The following is a 19,655-nucleotide window of genomic DNA, read 5'->3' as shown; positions in this document are numbered from 1 at the left end:
TTGCCCTCTCCGCTTGCAGAGAGGGCGAGCCATTACAGCGTTTCGCCGTTGCTGGCAATGACGGTTTTATACCACTCAAAGCTCTTCTTACGGGAGCGGGACATGTCACCGGTACCGTCGTCGTGCTTGTTGACGTAGATAAAGCCGTAGCGCTTACTGTACTGGCCGGTGGTGAAGGAGACGCAGTCGATGCAGCCCCACGGCGTGTAGCCCATCAGATCCACGCCATCCCAGGTCACCGCCTTCATCATCTCTTCCACGTGGGCGCGCAGGTAGTCGATGCGATAGTCATCGTTGATGCTGCCGTCCTCTTCCACGGTGTCGTAGGCGCCGAAACCATTTTCCACGATAAACAGCGGCTTCTGATAACGTTCGTACAGTTCACACAGCGAATAGCGCAGGCCTACCGGATCAATCTGCCAGCCCCAGTCGGACGCCTTGACGTGTGGGTTCGGCACGCTGCCCTCGAAGCCGGAAATGGCGTCACCGGTACCGCCTTCCGCTTTGACCGCGTTGGTCATGTAGTAGCTGAAACCTAAGTAATCGCAGGTGCCTTCACGCAGGATCTGCTCGTCGCCCGCTTCCATTTTGATGGAGAAGCCACGGCGCTCCCACTCGTTCAGCACGTAAGACGGGTAGTAGCCGCGCAGCTGTACGTCGGTAAAGACGTAGCGCTCGCGCATGGATTCCTGAGCGAACATGACATCTTCTGGCTTGCAGGAGTACGGATAGAGCGCCACCATCGCCAGCATGCAGCCGACTTTCATTTCCGGGTTAATGCGGCGTGCGGCTTTCACCGCCAGCGCGCTGGCCACGAACTGGTGGTGCAGCACCTGGTACATGGTCTCTTCCGGGTTGTCGTGCTCGGTATAGACCACGCCAGAGCAGCAGTAGCCGAACAGCGGCGCACGCCAGTTGCGCTGGTTGTTGATTTCGTTGAAGGTCATCCAGTATTTGACCTTATTTTTGTAGCGCTCAAATACCACTTCCGAGAAGCGCACAAAGAAATCGACCACTTTACGGTTGGTCCATCCGCCATATTCCTGAACGAGGTGCAGCGGCATTTCAAAGTGGGAGAGGGTGATCACCGGCTCGATGTTGTACTTCAGCAGTTCATCGAACATGTCGTCGTAAAACTTCAGCCCCTCTTCGTTTGGCTGAGTTTCGTCGCCTTTCGGGAAGATGCGCGTCCAGGCGATGGAGGTACGGAAACATTTGAAGCCCATCTCGGCAAACAGCCTGATGTCTTCTTTGTAATGGCCGTAGAAGTCGACGGCTTCGTGGTTGGGGTAATATTTGCCTTCAATCACTTCCTGCGTGATTTCTCGCGGAACGCCGTGTGCGCCGCCGGTGAGCACGTCGCAGATGCTTGGCCCTTTGCCGCCTTTGTTCCAGCCGCCTTCAACCTGGTGCGCCGCTACCGCGCCGCCCCATAAAAAATCTTTCGGTAAGGTGAGTTTTTTCATCTTTGCTATTCTCAATTCAGGACTTATTGATTTCGAGTCTAGCAAAGCGGAATTAAATGTCACGATATAACATTTTGCGGAAATTGTAATTTGTCACATCAAAAAAACAGGATGTTTTATTCTGTTAATTTCTTCGCCAGTTTCCGGCCTAATGATTCCAGAATATAGATGACGGGAATTTGCGTGGTGATATCGTAAACGCCGCCAATGCGCGTTTGCGGGACATGCCAGGAGAGGTTAAAGTCCGCCAGCTTTGCGAGACGTGAATGTTCGTGGCTGGTGACTGAGAGCACCTTGCAGTGGTGCAGGCTGAACTGGCTGGCGAAGCGCAGGATCTCCTCGGTTTCGCCGGAGACGGAGAGTACAATAGCCAGCGCATTTTTAGCCATTTCGTTAGTGACCGGGAAATAAGGATCGTCGATATGGTTGCTGAATTTCCCGATATTTGAAAAGAAACGTGCGCCATATTTTGCCAGCGATCCGGAGGTGCCCGCACCGACAAAAATAATTCGTTCAGATGATAAAATAATATCGACGGCGTTATCTAATAGCGCATCAAACTCTTCGTTATTTACGCTTTTAAAGAAGCTGATGATTTCACTGGCACCAAAATTCGCCTGCTGCGGCTCGTTCTGCTCCAGATAGAGTTTAAAGCGCACCCGAAATTCCGAGTAGCCATCGCAGTTAAGCTTGCGGCAGAAGCGCAGGATGGTAGTAGTGGAAACGCCCGCCGCATCCGCCAGCTCGCGGATGGTCATGTACATCACTTTATCGCGGTTCTTAATGACATAGTTGTAGACCATCATTTCCAGATTGTTGAGGCTGGCAATGGCGGAATGGCTGAACATACTCACAATGGCTAAACTCGCTGTCGGACACTATTCCTGAAGCATACCATGATGACGAAGGACGGGAGACGGATTTATCTCCTTGATTACTTAGATGTTAATGAAATCATTTACACCTGTGCGGTGGATTGTTTTTACATTATGCTGATTTATAAGGATAAATCTTGAATGTGGATTTATTTTAGCTAACAGGTGTTCACTGGAATCATTCTCAGTTAGCATAGACTGGCGATGAATAATCATCTTTTGTTTTCCCGGAGTTAAGTATGGTGAGCAGACCATTAATCGCACAGGGATATTCGCTGGCTGAGGAAGTAGCCAACAGTATAAGCCACGGCATTGGCCTGGTTTTTGGGATTGTCGGCTTAGTGTTATTGCTGGTACAGGCAGTGGATACCAACGCCAGCGCGATGGCCATTACCAGCTACAGTCTGTATGGCGGGAGTATGATCCTGCTTTTCCTGGCCTCAACGCTGTATCACGCTATTCCGCATCAACGGGCGAAGATATGGCTCAAGAAATTTGACCACTGCGCTATCTATCTTCTTATTGCGGGTACCTATACGCCGTTTTTGCTGGTGGGGCTCAACTCACCGCTGTCGCGTGGCCTGATGATTGTGATCTGGAGCCTGGCGCTGCTGGGGATCCTGTTTAAGCTGACCATTGCGCACCGGTTTAAAGTGTTGTCGCTGGTTACCTATCTGACAATGGGCTGGCTGTCGCTGATTGTGGTGTATCAGTTAGCCATTAAGCTGGCGGTGGGGGGCGTGACGCTTCTGGCGGTGGGCGGGGTAGTCTACTCGCTGGGCGTGATTTTCTACGTCTGCAAGCGTATTCCGTACAACCATGCCATCTGGCACGGCTTTGTGCTGGGCGGCAGCGTGTGCCACTTCCTGGCAATTTATCTGTATGTTGGGCAGGTGTAGTTTTTTTGTAAGGTGCGGTCTGATGCCCTCACCCCGACCCTCTCCCACAGGGAGAGGGAGAATATCAACACCGTAGGCCCGGTAAACGCAGCGCCACCGGGCGATACAGCATCAATCTTCCAGAGAATACGGTAGCGGCTCAATGCTGAGCGTGTTTGCATCATCCCGCACGCGGAACACGCTGTCGGGCTCCATATCATTATTCATGACAACCTGCACCAGCAGGCGGCCATCATCGAGCTGGACGGCGGCTAACACGGTGCCGGTACGGCGCCAGTTTTCGCCCATCTTCATCTCAAGATCTTCACCCGCTTCCGGCACACGGCTGGCGTGACCAGCCAGTGTCCACAGGGCGCGTTTGTTCGCGCCGCGGAATTTCGCACGCGCCACCATTTCCTGACCAGTGTAGCAGCCCTTCTTAAAGCTGATACCACCCAGCGCCTGGATGTTTGTCGCCTGCGGGATAAACTGCGCGCTGTTTGCCGCGTCAATCACCGGCAGGCCCGCTTCGATGTTCAGCGCCAGCCACTGCTGGCTGTTGTTGAGCTGTGCTTCACCGCGCAGGGCGTCAGTGACGCGTTCCGCCGTTGCTTCGTCGGTTACCAGCAGGAAGCGCTCCGCCGGGTGTTCGAACCACAGAATGGAGGTCGCTCCCTCGCTGACCAGCTGTTTTTTAGCATCCGGCAGCTCGGCAAACAGGTTTTTCAGCGCTGCACGCGCCTGGAAACCCGCGACCCCCAGCAGAACGTGTTCATCGTCCGGGGCGATGGTGACTTTAGAAAAGACCGCGTATTTTTTCAGCTCTTTAAGCTGGGCGTCACGCAGGCTGCGGCGCTCAATAAAGGCGAATCCGTCCTGACGGCGGAACAGACGCAGGTTGCTCCACATTTTGCCTTTTGGATCGCAATGCGCGGCCAGCAGATGCTGGTGCTCAGTCAACTGCGCCACGTCCGCCGTGACCTGGCCTTGCAGGTATTTTTCACTGTCCGCACCAGTCAGTGTCGCCAGTGCCCAGTCATCAAGAGTAATCAGCGTCAGCGGCAGACGCGCAGAGGCGGCGGGCTGGCGAGGAGAAAATGGTGTAAATGCCATAGTGATGTCCTGAATTGCTTAACGCTTTGATAATACCTAATGGTAAAAGAGACTGTATTCAATGCAAGCGCTTTCAGCAGGCCATTCGTGCCATTACGCGGTTATGCGTGGCGCTACGCAAAATAGAGTAATCCGCTGTCTTTATAAGGATTATTCAGGGAGCCTGCTCGAGGTTCGCAATATTCCAGTAAAGAAACGGTCAAAAACACGTTACACTAGCAGGTGTTCCCGGAGAGCAATAATGAATACCAAACGGGATACCGACTGTGCCAAACGTAATGCAGGAAACAGAACATGGATATTAACAACAAGGCCCGTATTCACTGGGCGTGCCGTCGCGGCATGCGTGAACTTGATATCTCCATCATGCCTTTCTTCGAGTATGAGTACGACAGCTTAAGCGATGACGATAAGCGCCTGTTTGTCCGTCTGCTTGAGTCTGACGATCCGGATTTATTCAACTGGCTGATGAATCACGGCAAGCCCGCCGACACCGAGTTGCAACGGATGGTGCAATTAATTCAAACACGGAATCAGGAACGTGGTCCTGTGGCAATCTGATCTTCGCGTCTCGTGGCGCTCACAGTGGATGTCCTTACTGCTCCACGGGCTGGTGGCGGCACTGGTGTTATTGGTGCCGTGGCCGCTTAGCTATACCCCTCTGTGGTTGCTATTGCTGTCGTTTGTGGTGTTTGACAGCGTGCGCAGCCAGCGTCGAATCAACGCCCGTCAGGGTGAAATTAAGCTGCTGATGGATTCTCGCCTGCGCTGGCAGGGAAAAGAGTGGGAGATGATGGGGACGCCGTGGATGCTTAACACCGGGATGATGCTACGGCTGCGTCGGGTCGAGGATAACCGTCGCCAGCACCTGTGGCTGGCCGCAGACAGTATGGATCCCGCGGAGTGGCGAGATCTGCGCCGGTTGATCGTGCAACAGCCGACGCAGGAGTAAATCAGCTGAATTGCTCGGCCATCTCACCCAGAATCTGCTCGCACCAGCTCTGGAGGCGCTCGTCGCTAAGATCGTACTGGTTGGTTTCATCCAGCGCGAGCCCGACAAACAGCTGACCGTCGGCAATAATCGGTTTTTGACTGGTGAACTCATAGCCTTCCGTAGGCCAGTAGCCGATAAAGGTCGCGCCCTTTGGCGCCAGTTTGTCGTGCAGCATGCCGAGTGCGTCAAGGAACCACTCCCCGTAGCCCAGCTGGTCGCCCATGCCGTACATCGCAATGATTTTGCCTTCAAAATTGACTGAATCGAGCTGATCCCAGATGGCTTCCCAGTCTTCCTGAATCTCACCAAAGTCCCAGGTAGGGATACCCAGAATCAGCACATCGTACTGCTCCATCAAGGCAACCGCGTCATCTTTCAGGTTATGCAGCGTCACCAGTTCCGGGCCAATGATGTCACGAATTTTCTCCGCCGCCATTTCGGTGTAGCAGGTGCTGGAACCATAGAACAGACCAATATTCATCGCGTAACTATCTCAATTCTTGCTATGACTTTGCGCGTAGTGTACCAGAAACCGATGGCATTCAGGCATAATGGCCAGATTGCAGAACCAAAGGGGCTGATGTGGAAAAGGATCTCGCACTCATCGAACAGTTTCTCGACGCGCTGTGGCTGGAGAAAAACCTCGCTGAAAATACGCTCAGCGCCTATCGTCGGGATCTCACGCTGCTGGTCGATTGGCTGGCACATCGTGGGCTGACGCTTGAAAGCGCGCAAAGCGATGACCTGCAAGGGTTACTGGCTGAGCGGATGGAAGGGGGGTACAAAGCCACCAGCTCCGCACGCCTGCTGAGCGCCATGCGCCGCCTGTTCCAGCACCTGTACCGCGAGAAGATCCGCGCGGATGACCCCAGCGCACTGCTGGCATCGCCTAAACTGCCTCAGCGGCTGCCAAAAGATCTCAGCGAAGCACAAGTTGAGAGATTATTACAGTCGCCCGCAGTTGACCTTCCGCTGGAGTTACGCGATAAAGCCATGCTTGAACTATTGTATGCCACGGGCTTGCGCGTTTCCGAGCTGGTGGGCCTGACGATGAGCGATATCAGCCTGCGTCAGGGCGTGGTGCGCGTTATCGGTAAAGGGAACAAAGAACGGCTGGTGCCGCTGGGTGAAGAGGCGGTCTACTGGCTGGAGACGTATCTGGAACACGGGCGTCCGTGGCTGCTGAACGGCGTCTCCATCGATGTATTGTTCCCGAGCCAGCGCGCGCAGCAGATGACGCGACAAACGTTCTGGCATCGCATTAAACATTACGCCACACTGGCGGGTATTGACAGTGAGAAGCTGTCGCCGCACGTTTTGCGTCACGCCTTCGCGACGCATCTGTTAAACCACGGCGCTGATTTACGCGTGGTGCAGATGTTGCTTGGACACAGCGATCTTTCAACGACGCAAATATACACCCATGTCGCGACGGAACGCCTGCGGCAGCTACACCAACAGCACCACCCTCGCGCGTGAGTGCCGACGAATTGTTACAGGAACAAATATGAAAAAGTCTTTAGCGCTGTTCACCCTGCTGGCAGCTTCGGTTTCCGGTTTTGCCCATGCGGACGATGCCGCCATTAAACAGTCTCTGACGAAACTCGGCGTCGCCAGCAGCGAGATCCAGCCAGCGCCGGTGGCTGGCATGAAAACGGTGCTGACCAACAGCGGCGTGCTGTACGTGACCGAAGACGGCAAACACATCATTCAGGGGCCTATGTACGACGTGAGCGGCGCGCAGCCGGTGAACGTCACTAACCAGCTGCTGATGAAAAACCTGAACGCGCTCGAAAAAGAGATGATTGTCTACAAAGCGGCGCAGGAAAAGCACGTTATTACCGTCTTCACCGACATCACCTGCGGCTACTGCCACAAGCTGCATGAAGAGATGAAAGACTACAACGCGCTGGGCATTACCGTGCGTTACCTGGCTTTCCCACGCGCCGGCGTGCAGAGCCAGCCTGAGCAGGATATGAAAGCGATCTGGTGTGCGAAAGACCGCAACAAGGCCTTTGATGACGCGATGAACGGCAAAGGCGTGAAGCCCGCGTCCTGCGATATCGACATCGCTAACCACTACGCGCTGGGCGTACAGTTTGGCGTGAGCGGTACGCCAGCCATTGTGCTGAGTAACGGCTACGTGGTGCCGGGCTACCAGGGGCCAAAAGAGATGAAAGCGTTCCTCGACGAGCACCAGAAACAGATGGGTGGTAAATAATTCGCGTGAAAGCCCCGATAAAACTGCGCCGCCGCGATGCGGGTGAAACCGCGGATTTACCAGACACGCTTCCGTTGCTGTTAAAGCGGCTGTACGCCAGCCGTGGCGTGCGTACGGCAAGCGATCTTGAGCGCAGCGTCAAAGGCATGCTGCCCTGGCAAGCGCTGAGTGGCATCGAAAAAGCGACTGAAATGCTCTACGACGCGTTCCGGGAAGGCACGCGGATTGTCGTGGTGGGCGATTTCGATGCCGACGGCGCAACCAGTACCGCGCTGAGCGTGCTCAGCCTGCGTGCGCTGGGCTGCGATAATGTGACTTACCTGGTGCCGAACCGGTTTGAAGACGGCTACGGCCTCAGCCCGGAAGTGGTAGATCAGGCCCACGCCCGTGGCGCACAGATGATCATGACCGTGGATAACGGGATCTCTTCTCATGCGGGGGTCGATCATGCCCATGCGCTGGGGATCCCGGTACTGGTCACCGATCACCACCTGCCGGGCGAAACTCTGCCTGCCGCCGAAGCCATCATTAACCCGAACCTGCGCGACTGCGATTTCCCGTCGAAATCGCTGGCCGGAGTAGGGGTAGCGTTTTATCTGATGCTGGCGTTACGCACGTTGCTGCGAGATAAGGGCTGGTTCGAATCGCGCGGAATTGCCGTGCCGAACCTCGCGGAGTATCTCGATCTGGTGGCGCTGGGAACCGTGGCGGACGTGGTGCCGCTCGATACCAATAACCGTATTCTCACCTGGCAGGGTTTAAGCCGCATTCGGGCAGGTAAATGCCGTCCGGGGATTAAGGCGCTGCTGGAAATTGCCAACCGCGATCCGCTGAAGCTTGCGGCAAGCGATTTAGGCTTTGCCCTCGGCCCGCGCCTGAACGCGGCGGGGCGGCTGGATGATATGTCGGTTGGCGTTGCGCTGCTGCTGTGCGACAACATCGGCGAAGCGCGCGTGCTGGCCAGTGAGCTGGACGCACTCAACCAGACCCGTAAAGAGATTGAGCAGGGCATGCAGGCCGAAGCGCTGACCCTGTGCGAAAAGCTGGAGCGCAGCGGCGATACCCTGCCGGGCGGGCTGGCGATGTATCACCCCGAATGGCACCAGGGCGTGGTGGGCATTCTGGCGTCGCGCATTAAAGAGCGTTTCCACCGCCCGGTGATCGCGTTCGCCCCCGCCGGGGACGGCACGCTGAAAGGCTCCGGTCGTTCCATTCAGGGTCTGCATATGCGCGATGCGCTGGAGCGTCTGGATACGCTGCATCCGAACCTGATGATTAAGTTCGGCGGTCACGCGATGGCGGCAGGCCTGTCGCTGGAAGAGGCGAAGTTCGACGAATTCCAGCGTCTGTTTGGCGAACTGGTCACCGAGTGGATCGATCCGGCTCTGTTGCAGGGTGAAGTGGTTTCTGACGGTGAGCTTTCACCGGCTGAAATGACCATGGAGGTGGCGCAGATGCTGCGCGATGCCGGCCCGTGGGGGCAGATGTTCCCGGAGCCGCTTTTCGACGGACGTTTTCGTTTGCTGCAACAGCGCATCGTGGGCGAACGCCATCTCAAAGTGATGGTGGAACCGGTCGGCGGCGGACCGCTGCTCGACGGCATCGCCTTTAACGTTGATACCTCCATCTGGCCGGACAACGGCGTGCGCGAGGTTGAGCTGGCCTATAAGCTGGATATTAACGAGTTCCGCGGTAACCGCTCCCTTCAGATCATCATCGACAATATCTGGCCAATTTAGCGTCAGTAATCTCTATAAAAAAGGGCGTGGATTCGGTACAATCCCGCTCTTATCACCGCATTTTGACAAGCTCATAAAAGAAAACAGACCATGTTTGAAATTAATCCGGTAAAAAACCGCATTCAGGACCTCACGGAGCGCTCTGACGTTCTTAGGGGGTATCTTTGACTACGATGCCAAGAAAGAGCGTCTCGAAGAAGTAAACGCCGAGCTGGAACAGCCGGATGTCTGGAACGAACCTGAGCGCGCTCAGGCGCTGGGTAAAGAGCGTTCCTCCCTCGAAGCCATCGTAGATACGCTGGATCAAATGGCGCAGGGTCTGGAAGATGTTTCTGGGCTGCTGGAGCTGGCTGTCGAAGCCGACGACGAAGAAACCTTTAACGAAGCCGTGGCAGAGCTCGACGTGCTGGAAGAGAAGCTGGCGCAGCTGGAATTCCGTCGCATGTTCTCCGGCGAATACGATAGTGCTGACTGCTATCTCGATATTCAGGCAGGTTCTGGCGGTACCGAAGCGCAGGACTGGGCGAGCATGCTGATGCGCATGTACCTGCGCTGGGCGGAAGCGCGCGGTTTCAAAACCGAGATTATCGAAGAGTCCGAAGGTGAAGTGGCGGGTATCAAATCCGTCACCATCAAGATTATTGGCGATTACGCTTACGGCTGGCTGCGTACCGAGACCGGCGTTCACCGCCTGGTGCGTAAGAGCCCGTTCGATTCCGGCGGCCGTCGTCACACCTCCTTCAGCTCCGCGTTTGTCTACCCGGAAGTGGATGAAGATATCGATATCGACATCAACCCGGCGGACCTGCGTATCGACGTTTACCGCGCATCCGGCGCGGGTGGTCAGCACGTTAACCGTACGGAATCTGCGGTGCGTATTACCCACATTCCAACCGGGCTGGTAACACAGTGCCAGAACGACCGTTCCCAGCATAAGAACAAAGACCAGGCCATGAAGCAGATGAAAGCGAAGCTTTATGAGCTGGAGATGCAGAAGAAAAATGCTGAGAAGCAGGCGATGGAAGACAACAAGTCCGATATCGGCTGGGGCAGCCAGATCCGTTCTTACGTCCTTGATGACTCCCGCATCAAAGACCTGCGTACCGGGGTTGAAACCCGCAACACGCAGGCGGTGCTGGACGGCAGCCTGGACCAATTTATCGAAGCAAGTTTGAAAGCAGGGTTATGAGGAACCAACATGTCTGAACAACAAGCACAGGGCGCTGACGCGGTAGTCGATCTTAACAACGAACTGAAAACCCGCCGCGAGAAGCTGGCAGCGCTGCGCGAGCAGGGCGTGCCGTTCCCGAACGATTTTCGTCGTGACCATACCTCAGACCAACTGCACGCAGACTTCGACGGTAAAGAGAACGAAGAGCTGGAAGCGCTGAACGTTGAAGTGTCCGTGGCGGGCCGCATGATGACCCGTCGTATCATGGGTAAAGCGTCCTTCGTGACTTTACAGGACGTTGGCGGCCGCATTCAGCTGTACGTCTCTCGTGACGACCTGCCGGAAGGCATCTACAACGAGCAGTTCAAAAAGTGGGACCTCGGCGATATCCTGGGCGCTAAAGGTAAACTGTTCAAAACCAAGACCGGTGAACTGTCTATCCACTGCACCGAACTGCGTCTGCTGACCAAAGCCCTGCGCCCGCTGCCGGACAAGTTCCACGGTTTGCAGGATCAGGAAGCGCGCTATCGTCAGCGTTACCTGGATCTCATCTCTAACGATGAATCCCGTAAGACCTTCAAAATTCGCTCCCAGATCATGGCCGGTATTCGCCAGTTCATGGTTAACCGCGACTTTATGGAAGTAGAAACCCCGATGATGCAGGTGATCCCCGGCGGTGCCTCTGCCCGTCCGTTCATCACCCATCACAACGCCCTGGACCTGGACATGTACCTGCGTATCGCGCCGGAACTGTACCTGAAGCGTCTGGTGGTTGGCGGTTTCGATCGCGTGTTTGAGATCAACCGTAACTTCCGTAACGAAGGTATCTCCGTACGTCATAACCCAGAGTTCACCATGATGGAACTCTATATGGCGTATGCGGATTACAAAGATCTGATCGAGCTGACCGAATCCCTGTTCCGCACCCTGGCGCAGGACATTCTGGGCACCACCCAGGTGCCTTACGGTGAAGAGGTGTTCGACTTCGGCAAGCCGTTCGAAAAACTGACCATGCGCGAAGCGATCAAGAAATACCGTCCGGAAACCAACATGGCGGATCTGGATAACTTCGACTCTGCGAAAGCGATCGCTGAAAGCATCGGTATTAAGGTTGAGAAGAGCTGGGGCTTGGGTCGTATCGTGACCGAAATCTTCGAAGAAGTGGCCGAAGCGCACCTGATTCAGCCGACCTTCATCACCGAATACCCGGCGGAAGTGTCTCCGCTGGCGCGTCGTAATGACGAGAACCCGGAAATCACTGACCGCTTCGAATTCTTCATCGGTGGCCGCGAAATCGGTAACGGCTTTAGCGAGCTGAACGATGCAGAAGATCAGGCGCAGCGCTTCCAGGATCAGGTTAACGCGAAAGCGGCAGGCGACGACGAAGCGATGTTCTTCGACGAAGACTACGTGACCGCGCTGGAGCACGGCCTGCCGCCGACGGCTGGCCTGGGTATTGGTATCGACCGTATGGTGATGCTGTTCACCAACAGCCACACCATCCGCGACGTGATCCTGTTCCCGGCGATGCGTCCGGTGAAATAAGCCGTTAAGACGTAAAAAAAGCCCCGTGCGTTTATCGCCGGGGCTTTTTTATTGCGCCGCGAAGGCGCTGAGTTTTTCACGCGCGGTGTTCGCTTCCTGCACCATCCACGGGCTAAATGCCCACGGTGTGGCGTCCAGCGCGCGGAATAGCGCGTCCAGCTCCACCCACTGATACTCCATCACTTCATCGTCATTGATTGCGAGGGTATTCGTTACGCGGGCGGCATAGACCGGGCAGATTTCGTTTTCAACGATCCCTGACGGGTCGGCTTCACGGTAGCGGAACTCCGGGGCAATGGGGGTGATGTCTGTGATTTCGGCGCCGACTTCAAAGCGGCAGCGGCGGATAATCGCCTGCTCTGTCGCTTCGTCGGCCTGTGGATGACCGCAAACGGAGTTGGTCCATACGCCGGGCCAGGCTTTTTTACTTAATGCGCGCCGGGTGATCAGACATTCTCCATTAGCGTTAAACAGCCATGAAGAGAAGGCCAGGTGTAGCGGGGTGTGTGACGTGTGCGCGGCGTACTTCTCCTGAGTGCCAATCACTTTTCCCTGGTCATTTACCAAAATAACGTGTTCTTGAATACTCATTGATGCTCCAGTGCCAAAATGCTTAATGGTTCAGCACCATCAGCGGAATTATTATACTGCATTCTTATGCGAACGGTTTGGCCCACAGAGCGGAAAAGGGCATGACCCGCATCAGTTTGGGCTGCTATCATACTGCGCCATTCACGCTGACCGAGGAGCTGTTTTGTTTGCAGGAAGCCTGACGAGAAACCCGATCATTGCCGTTTTCTGCCTGACGCTGACGCTACTTGTAGCAGGATGCTCGGGGAGTAAATCTTCGGATATGGGCAGTTATTCCGGTGCAGTCTATACCGTTAAGCGCGGGGACACGCTCTACCGCATCTCACGCGCCACGGGAACCAGCGTGAAGGAGCTGGCGCGCCTGAATAATATCTCTCCACCGTATACTATTGAGGTAGGGCAGAAGCTCAAGGTTAACGGCGGTTCCTCCTCAGGGAAAAAGTCCTCAACGCGTAAAACAGCCAAAGTCACGCCATCCTATCAGGTGCCTAAATCATCCTGGCCGCCGGTCGGTCAGCGCTGCTGGATCTGGCCTGCAAGCGGAAAAGTGGTTGCGCCGTACTCGCTCTCGGAAGGTGGCAATAAAGGTATTGATATCGCTGCCGCACGCGGCACACCGGTTTACGCTTCAGGGGCCGGGAAGGTGGTCTATGTCGGTAACCAGCTTCGTGGATACGGTAACCTGATCATGATTAAGCATGGTGAGGACTACATTACGGCGTATGCGCATAACGACACGATGCTGGTCAATAACGGCCAGAACGTGAAGGCGGGGCAGAAGATTGCGACCATGGGCAGTACCGGGACGGATACGGTTAAGCTGCACTTCCAGATCCGCTATAAGGCCACGGCCATCGATCCGCAGCGTTATCTTCCGGCGCAGGGCAGTAAGCCGAAGTGCTAAGTGATTATTTAATCGCCACTTAGTGGGGGAAAGGCTTGTATGAAGAGGCGTAAGGTCTATAATGCCTTACGCACCTCAAAGCGGGCGTAGTTCAATGGTAGAACGAGAGCTTCCCAAGCTCTATACGAGGGTTCGATTCCCTTCGCCCGCTCCAGATCTCTCCCCTTGTGGCAAAACTTCGATAAAACTCGTTTTGCTTTCAACAACTTACTTAACATAAGTTGTCGTGTTCGTTCTACCATTGAACGACGATTTACCAACACAAGGTACACTGTTAGTTGTCACGGATAGTTACTATGGAAGTAAGAGTATAACTATTCGGCGGCGGCAGTTGTAGCCCTCACACCGCGATAGCACAACGTGAAGGAAAAGCCTGATCCGGGCATTGTCTCTTGCACCAGACCGATCACACGCATTTTAAGCCCGATGTGCGGCCTTGTGGCTGCGTAAACAGGTGTATAGTGGTAAACGTACCTGCACACGATATGCAGGCTCTGCCAGCGCTTCGCTCACGCTCCTGACGGTACACGAGCACCCTGATAAGGTGTGATCCCTCTGACAATCTGATGAAGTCGCTACGCTCCGCTTGTTGCTTGTACCACTAACGGGGCTTTATGGCTTCTATTGTCCAAAATCTGTTAGTTGCGCGTTGTATGCACCTTGGTTAATCTAAGATTAATCCGATAGGGGTGGTGTAGATGCGTGATGGGCGAAGCTCTGGTAGAGATTTGTATGTTAGATTTCAAGGAAGGGTAACTGCTGATGAAGAATAGTATTCTTGCTGATGCTTTGTTGAATGCTGCGAAAAATAGCGAGCCTGAAAGCGCTATCACCAAACTTGTTGCATCAAGTGCTGGAGAACAGCAAAAACAAACCAAAAGAAAACTTCATGCTCAAGAAATGTCTCTACCTGAATTGATCAGGGTAAAAAATGAATACTCTGAAAAAATAAACGATCCGGTAACATCTAACGAGAAGAAGAAAGAAATTTCGGAAATCATTAAATCATTAAATTATGAGATCAGGAATAGAACTAAGGATACGCCTGGACAAAGTCTAAAGGAACCTCGCTCAATATTTAAGCAGGAGAGGAGAGTTGCACGCGAAAATTATAGAAAATCTATTCAGGTTAGATCTTTCAAGAAAACTATCCCGCCGAATCAGTTTACCATTAGCCATGAAAATCGTAGTTTCCTGCCATTGAATGAGAAGACTTTGGAGCGTGAAAGATTGCGTAAAGAGTTAATAGCCAAAGAAGCTCAGGCTGAGCTGGAGAGAATGGCTTTAATTTCTCGCGTTACGCATACTAAAATTATTCAAGAAGAAAGAACTGATACGAAGAAGACATCACCTGCAAAGGTGATCACAAAATTAGATACCAATTCAACAACCAAAATTGAAGTGCCTGAATTTTATTTTAATAGCGAACTGTATAGCCAGTTGATAAGGACTATTCCTGTCACGCAAGCGTACAAGATCGCAAAAAGTCGTGAACTATCTTCAAAATATTATGACAGTAAAGTTGAGCCAGGTAAGTTTTCATATTTTAATTCGCTCGCTTACTTAATTTCGTTAAGAAGTAAGAATGAAACAGATGCGCGTGAAATTGCCAAGAAACAAGGGCAATCTGAAAGGGTTTTGTATGACCTTATCACAGTAGGTTATAAGATTTCTCTAAGTAAAAAAGATTCTGGCGCAGTAAGAAAGGAACAAGAGAAAATTAGTTCCTATCCTGAATCAGTGGATCTTAAATTAATTTCGAGTAATGTTCAGCGTACACTGCAGTTAAGAAGAATAAGTGACCAACAAAGTTTCCGAAGGAGAGTTGAGACCAACTTCAAAGGTAGGTGTGCAGTAACTGGACAATCAATTCAATCTTTGCTTCAAGCCTGTCATTTAGAGGATTATTGTTCTTCGCACAATATGGATACCAGTAACGGCATCCTACTTACCTCGGATTGTCATCGAATGTTCGATAACGGCCAACTTGGTATAAATCCAGATACCCTAACCATACATTTTAATGTTGAATGTATATATGCCCATATGTTTGAGGGTAAAATAATAGGGGCACATACTGTGAAGTTAGACGAGAATAAACTGCGCAGTAAATGGAAATTATTTTTGAAGATCAGATCCAGTTGATATGTTACTTTCAACCTTTGGTCAATTTTAGAATAAGTACATTCCGTCACCACTCTAAAGAAAACTCCTCTGTTAAATCGTCCTGCACGTCCTGACCATACCCGATGTAATACATCGTTGAGCGCGGATCTGTCTGTCCCAGGAAATGGGCGATTGTTTCAATAGCCACTCCAGCATCGAACATCACGCGCCCACGGCTTTTACGTGGTGTATGGCATCCCACGTTAGAGAATCCTGCTCTACGTCCCATCTTCCCAAATTCAGTGAATACCGTGTTACGGGTTACGGCGTTGCCTTTGCTACGTATATCGCCCTTGCTAAAAATGAAATCCGTCTTCACTGGCATATCGGCTTGCTCTGCCTTGCGTTGTGCCATCACTGACAGCATCGCGGCTGTCACCTTTGGCCTCACCACGTTTCCGGTTTTCTCCTGCTTCACCTTGAGGTGAGATTGCCCCTCTACATCTTCGTACCGGAGTTTGAGCACGTCAGAGATACGTAAGCCCGATTCATACATAAACACCCACAAGCAATAGAACAGGTTGCTTCTGGCGTTGCGTTGTAGCTCTGCCGCCACTGCTTTAACTTCGTCTGCACTCTTTAGCGCCTGGCTAATGCCTTTCATCTTTACCCTCCTTATGTTCGTTTCGTTGAAAGCATCATTGATCATAAATTGATCATTTTCAACATGTTGCACGATACGTTTTTTCAGAAGAGCACTAAATGATCAAAATGTGTGCGCGGTTACTTGAGTTGCTTAACGACGTGATCGAGGCCGCCCCATTTCCAGGCGCAGATTTTGGAGAATATCAGTAAGTGATTGAAAAATAGATGAAAATAAATTTTATGTCATGATTCATGAAGCGGTTGTTATGTCAAGAGATTTATTTTCGATGACGGGGAGTTACCCCTGTTTGCACGGTGAGGTGATGGAAAAGCGTACTGATTTAGTTGAATCAATGAGTTGCAGAATACACTTTGCTAATGTGTATCGAAACGGGGCGATATTGCATCTTTGTTGAGAGCTATTATCAATTATAATGGCTGCATCAAGAAATGATTAGAATGCTAACTAATTGGCGGGTTTGGCATGGAAAAATCAGCGGAGTGATCTTTCGAGAATACTCGTTCAACGAATCCGGCACGAGTGCAAAGTAGTTTTCATGACAAATAGCGCTGTATCCCTCACTACACAACGGTTTAGCTAAAATGATCATTCTGACAATGAAAGTGAACAATATACTTTGGCTTACAGCTACACCGATTCTTTACCTGTCATTTAAGATAGGTTTTGATGTTATTAGTGTCGTGATTTGATAGGTATTACCTAATACTTACGTCTGGCTATTCTTAGGATTGTTGCATGTGCGATTCGTAGTGGGCAGGGCGACGATATACATCAAAATGATGTGTGTCGAAACTGAGGATAAGCGGATATACATCAAAATGATGTATGGATGCATGGGATACGCATCAAATTGATGTATGGATCGGCAAACTACACATCAAATTGATGTTCTATACAAAGAGATTCTAAAAGCGATCTCTAAAAGAGAGCTTTTAGAAGATCTTGTGAAAGATTCGCTTTGCTGGCGCGTGTCGCCTGGCAAGTGACCTGATTCGCCTTTGGGGCTACTCGGTCAGCCGCTCACGACGCAGCGATCAGCGCATCTGTCTGTGATTGTGCCAGGGCTTCGCCCTCGTGAAACGAGGCACAGAAGCTATGCGCCGTGTGCGCAATGTCTTTCGGCATAACTTCTGCCTGTCTTCCATGCTCCGCATTCATCCATGCAAAGTTAGCCCACGGCTAAGGATTCACTGGTCGCTGATGGCTCCAGTTCATCCAGCCTCAATCCAACACCACCACCTACTATCCTGATAACTACCGTTATCCCTCAGTAGTTTGTGCTATTGGTTTCGGGAGTAAGTGCCAGAGGGCGGCGGTAACGCAAACGGAACGCCTCAGACGCGCTGAGAGCGTTTTCGAGAGGATAGGGAGGGCATTGCACCTCTCAGGCTTTCAAACCTGTTAGGAAGCGATAGAACGCGTTTTATGATGATATGAATGAGTTGATCACAACGTGTAAGTGCGCTATGATCTGAAATGGATAGAAATAAGTGTTGACATTTAAATCATTTCATGTTAAAGTAAATGATGTAGGGTGATGAAAGCATTCATCCCGTCATCATCTCAGGCATCCAGCCTAACGCAAACAATCCATCTTACACCGCACTATCAGGCAACGTGATTAACGTTCTCCCTGGATGGTGTTTCTGTGTTTCTAACGCAAGGAGAACCAAAATTAAGTATTTCAATCCAGAACTTGTCTTCGAGGCTTTAAAGGCCGGAAGCCAGACACGAAATGCAATAAACAGCCAGCGAGCAGCCGCACAACGGCAAGGATATTTCGAACATGCCGAAAGATTGCGCAAAGGAATAGAACTTTACGATCAATGGAAAGCTGAACAGGCTGAAACCACCAACAACGATTAAACCAGAAGGAGAACCAAATGAGCGAAATCCAGAAGAAGAAACCAGCCGGAACATTCGTAAAACTGCCGGATGAAGTGTTTAGCACTTTGTTCAAAGAGGCGCGAGCGAGAGGCGTAACAGTGCAGGAGATGTTAATTGACGCTGCAACCACACTTTCCACATCAATTAAGAACGGAGAACGTTCTACCAAATAAGGATACACCCAAACATGACTGACATTATAAACAGTAAGGCTTTTAGTTTCACCAACACCGAAGACGCATTTAACGAATGCACCAGGATCACCAATCTTAAAACAGGCGTAACAGAGTTCCTTTCTCCTGCTGATAAGCAGTTTTACGTCAGAATGCGCCATCGTTATTATCGCTTTGCGATAGAGTTGGGCGGCACTTATTACGATGATATTGATCAGCTTGGTGCAAGTATTGGTGTTAGTTCGGCAACAGCAACACGCATTGTTGCAAAGTTGAAGAAAATCGGACTGATCGCCAGTAATAAGCCAAAGCGCTCAAACCAATGGACTATAACGCCACTCACGCCGGAAAACTTCGCCTTTGAACGTGATCGTAATGCGATGGAACGAGATTCCGCGCCGGAATGGGTCGATTGTCTGAAACATCCCGTGTTTGGCAAAGTTAAAGAAGACATAGCGCCAGAGGAGCAACGCAAAGAGGCCAAAGCAGATCCGATGTGCGAGTTTGACGAAATAACGGAAGAAACTAAACCTATTCCAAAACGGGAAAAGCCAAAGGCAGTAACGAAGAAGAAATCTACACCACCCCCAGCCAGAGAAATAGAAATCGAAGCCGTTAACCCTGTCTCAATCGGCGTGTATCGGGATGAATGGGAGAATCCTGAAAAGAATCTACCTGTTTCACAACATCCGAAAATAAGATGGATGCTCATTCATGGATACCTGGACTATACAATCAACCCCAAACTTAAATCAATCTACGAGGAAATAGAACATTTATGCTGAAAACGGTTATACCCAAACAATACAACGAACGTGATCTTAACATCATTCATCTTGCCAGTTTATTAAATCCAGAAGTTGAAAGAGGCGTTGCATTCGAACAAGCACAAGAACTTGTAGATGTTTACGCTGAACGAGGTGAATCAAGTTACGCTAATGCTCTTGTTACGCTATTCAATGCAGCGATGAAGCCACCGAAAGAGATCGAATGTAAAATGTCATCCCCACATCTTCACGATAAGAATCTGTCTCCTTCGGAACGTCTGGTATTAATGCACCTCGAATCACTGTCATCATTAACAAATGTGAAGCAGGAATCAATAGCGATAGTGTTGGGGATCTGTGTGGCAACTGTATCCAGTGCGATTCGCAAGCTCCGCCGCAATGGTTATCTAACTACTACGTTAATCAAACCTGGTCGCGGTAAAGGTTGCGACATTACACTTACGACTAAATAACAACAATCGGGAAACTTTTATGATTACTGCTTTATGGTGGTGGGCTGTGCTGTACGGATTGTACGTCATGACAAGACAAGGAAGT

General features: G+C 51.5%; 20 protein-coding genes and 1 tRNA gene. 15 read left to right on the top strand and 6 right to left on the bottom strand.

The features are described 5' to 3' along the window. Positions 1 to 32: 32 nt before the first annotated feature. Positions 33 to 1,466 (bottom strand): 6-phospho-beta-glucosidase BglA, encoded by a 1,434-nt coding sequence (gene bglA, locus SK50_RS20305; RefSeq protein WP_017382891.1) that lies wholly within the window; start codon positions 1,464 to 1,466, stop codon positions 33 to 35. Positions 1,467 to 1,582: 116 nt separating this feature from the next. Then, a complete protein-coding gene (locus SK50_RS20300; RefSeq protein ID WP_048229868.1) occupies positions 1,583 to 2,314 on the bottom strand; it encodes a MurR/RpiR family transcriptional regulator in 732 nt (243 codons plus the stop codon). Positions 2,315 to 2,580: 266 nt separating this feature from the next. Between SK50_RS20300 and SK50_RS20295 the strand changes: the two genes are divergently transcribed. Beyond that, complete coding sequence (locus SK50_RS20295) at positions 2,581 to 3,240, top strand: PAQR family membrane homeostasis protein TrhA (protein WP_003863433.1); 660 nt, start codon at positions 2,581 to 2,583, stop codon at positions 3,238 to 3,240. A 111-nt stretch (positions 3,241 to 3,351) separates the two neighbouring features. Here SK50_RS20295 and ygfZ read toward each other — a convergent pair whose 3' ends face one another. Next, a complete protein-coding gene (gene ygfZ / locus SK50_RS20290) occupies positions 3,352 to 4,332 on the bottom strand; it encodes a tRNA-modifying protein YgfZ (protein WP_017692714.1) in 981 nt (326 codons plus the stop codon). A 294-nt stretch (positions 4,333 to 4,626) separates the two neighbouring features. Between ygfZ and sdhE the strand changes: the two genes are divergently transcribed. Continuing rightward, positions 4,627 to 4,893, top strand: coding sequence for an FAD assembly factor SdhE (gene sdhE, locus SK50_RS20285; protein WP_003863437.1), 267 nt, complete (start codon positions 4,627 to 4,629; stop codon positions 4,891 to 4,893). Further along, positions 4,874 to 5,284 (top strand): protein YgfX, encoded by a 411-nt coding sequence (locus tag SK50_RS20280; RefSeq protein ID WP_017382887.1) that lies wholly within the window; start codon positions 4,874 to 4,876, stop codon positions 5,282 to 5,284. The genes sdhE and SK50_RS20280 overlap by 20 nt, the downstream gene beginning before the upstream one ends. A 1-nt stretch (position 5,285) precedes the next feature. Here the strand turns inward: SK50_RS20280 and fldB are convergent, their stop codons facing one another. After that, entirely contained in the window at positions 5,286 to 5,807 is a 522-nt protein-coding gene (fldB, locus tag SK50_RS20275) for a flavodoxin FldB (RefSeq protein WP_015571793.1), read from the bottom strand. A gap of 101 nt (positions 5,808 to 5,908) precedes the next feature. Between fldB and xerD the strand changes: the two genes are divergently transcribed. The 5 genes from xerD to lysS all read left to right on the top strand — a co-directional run bounded on the left by xerD (position 5,909) and on the right by lysS (position 12,002). Then, positions 5,909 to 6,805, top strand: coding sequence for a site-specific tyrosine recombinase XerD (gene xerD, locus SK50_RS20270; RefSeq protein WP_017692715.1), 897 nt, complete (start codon positions 5,909 to 5,911; stop codon positions 6,803 to 6,805). A 28-nt stretch (positions 6,806 to 6,833) separates the two neighbouring features. After that, positions 6,834 to 7,547, top strand: a complete 714-nt coding sequence (gene dsbC / locus SK50_RS20265; protein WP_003863443.1) for a bifunctional protein-disulfide isomerase/oxidoreductase DsbC — start codon at positions 6,834 to 6,836, stop codon at positions 7,545 to 7,547. 5 nt (positions 7,548 to 7,552) lie between these two features. Beyond that, positions 7,553 to 9,286, top strand: coding sequence for a single-stranded-DNA-specific exonuclease RecJ (gene recJ, locus SK50_RS20260; RefSeq protein WP_017382886.1), 1,734 nt, complete (start codon positions 7,553 to 7,555; stop codon positions 9,284 to 9,286). 90 nt (positions 9,287 to 9,376) lie between these two features. After that, positions 9,377 to 10,475 (top strand): peptide chain release factor 2 gene (gene prfB, locus SK50_RS20250; protein WP_096147815.1). Its coding sequence is split into 2 segments (ribosomal slippage): positions 9,377 to 9,451 and positions 9,453 to 10,475, totalling 1,098 coding nucleotides; the frame shifts between segments, so codons are not numbered across the junction. Positions 10,476 to 10,484: 9 nt separating this feature from the next. Beyond that, positions 10,485 to 12,002 (top strand): lysine--tRNA ligase, encoded by a 1,518-nt coding sequence (lysS, locus tag SK50_RS20245; RefSeq protein ID WP_003863452.1) that lies wholly within the window; start codon positions 10,485 to 10,487, stop codon positions 12,000 to 12,002. Positions 12,003 to 12,050: 48 nt separating this feature from the next. Here lysS and idi read toward each other — a convergent pair whose 3' ends face one another. Further along, positions 12,051 to 12,593, bottom strand: a complete 543-nt coding sequence (gene idi / locus SK50_RS20240; protein ID WP_003863454.1) for an isopentenyl-diphosphate Delta-isomerase — start codon at positions 12,591 to 12,593, stop codon at positions 12,051 to 12,053. 163 nt (positions 12,594 to 12,756) lie between these two features. On the opposite strand from idi, the gene actS reads away from it, so the two are divergent. From actS to SK50_RS22890, 3 genes are all read left to right on the top strand, one after another. Continuing rightward, the gene (gene actS, locus SK50_RS20235) at positions 12,757 to 13,497 is read left to right on the top strand and encodes an amidase activator ActS (protein ID WP_022651807.1); all 741 of its coding nucleotides are present in this window, start codon (positions 12,757 to 12,759) and stop codon (positions 13,495 to 13,497) included. 80 nt (positions 13,498 to 13,577) lie between these two features. Then, positions 13,578 to 13,651: transfer RNA gene (locus SK50_RS20230), tRNA-Gly, on the top strand. A 608-nt stretch (positions 13,652 to 14,259) separates the two neighbouring features. Beyond that, positions 14,260 to 15,642, top strand: a complete 1,383-nt coding sequence (locus SK50_RS22890) for an HNH endonuclease signature motif containing protein (RefSeq protein ID WP_023309091.1) — start codon at positions 14,260 to 14,262, stop codon at positions 15,640 to 15,642. Between the two features lie 46 nt (positions 15,643 to 15,688). Here the strand turns inward: SK50_RS22890 and SK50_RS20220 are convergent, their stop codons facing one another. Beyond that, positions 15,689 to 16,267, bottom strand: a complete 579-nt coding sequence (locus SK50_RS20220; RefSeq protein WP_023309090.1) for a tyrosine-type recombinase/integrase — start codon at positions 16,265 to 16,267, stop codon at positions 15,689 to 15,691. A 1,620-nt stretch (positions 16,268 to 17,887) separates the two neighbouring features. Here SK50_RS20220 and SK50_RS24055 point away from each other — a divergent pair. From SK50_RS24055 to SK50_RS20210, 4 genes are read left to right on the top strand one after another with little or no spacing between them, the layout of a single operon-like run. Next, positions 17,888 to 18,136: a hypothetical protein gene (locus tag SK50_RS24055; protein WP_133059720.1), complete on the top strand. Its 249-nt coding sequence runs from the start codon at positions 17,888 to 17,890 to the stop codon at positions 18,134 to 18,136. 17 nt (positions 18,137 to 18,153) lie between these two features. After that, entirely contained in the window at positions 18,154 to 18,330 is a 177-nt protein-coding gene (locus tag SK50_RS24050; protein WP_023309089.1) for a hypothetical protein, read from the top strand. Positions 18,331 to 18,344: 14 nt separating this feature from the next. Next, on the top strand, positions 18,345 to 19,115 hold the full coding sequence (locus SK50_RS20215) for a Fic family protein (protein ID WP_023309088.1): 771 nt from the start codon (positions 18,345 to 18,347) through the stop codon (positions 19,113 to 19,115). Continuing rightward, positions 19,109 to 19,570 (top strand): helix-turn-helix domain-containing protein, encoded by a 462-nt coding sequence (locus SK50_RS20210; protein ID WP_032653285.1) that lies wholly within the window; start codon positions 19,109 to 19,111, stop codon positions 19,568 to 19,570. Before SK50_RS20215 ends, SK50_RS20210 begins: the two co-directional genes overlap by 7 nt. The last annotated feature ends 85 nt before the right edge of the window (positions 19,571 to 19,655 follow it).

This window comes from Enterobacter sp. BWH64, assembly GCF_001037645.1.
GTDB lineage: Bacteria > Pseudomonadota > Gammaproteobacteria > Enterobacterales > Enterobacteriaceae > Enterobacter > Enterobacter hormaechei_C.
The sequence above is the reverse complement of the archived record's forward strand: the minus strand, read 5'-3'. Positions and strand labels throughout refer to the sequence as shown.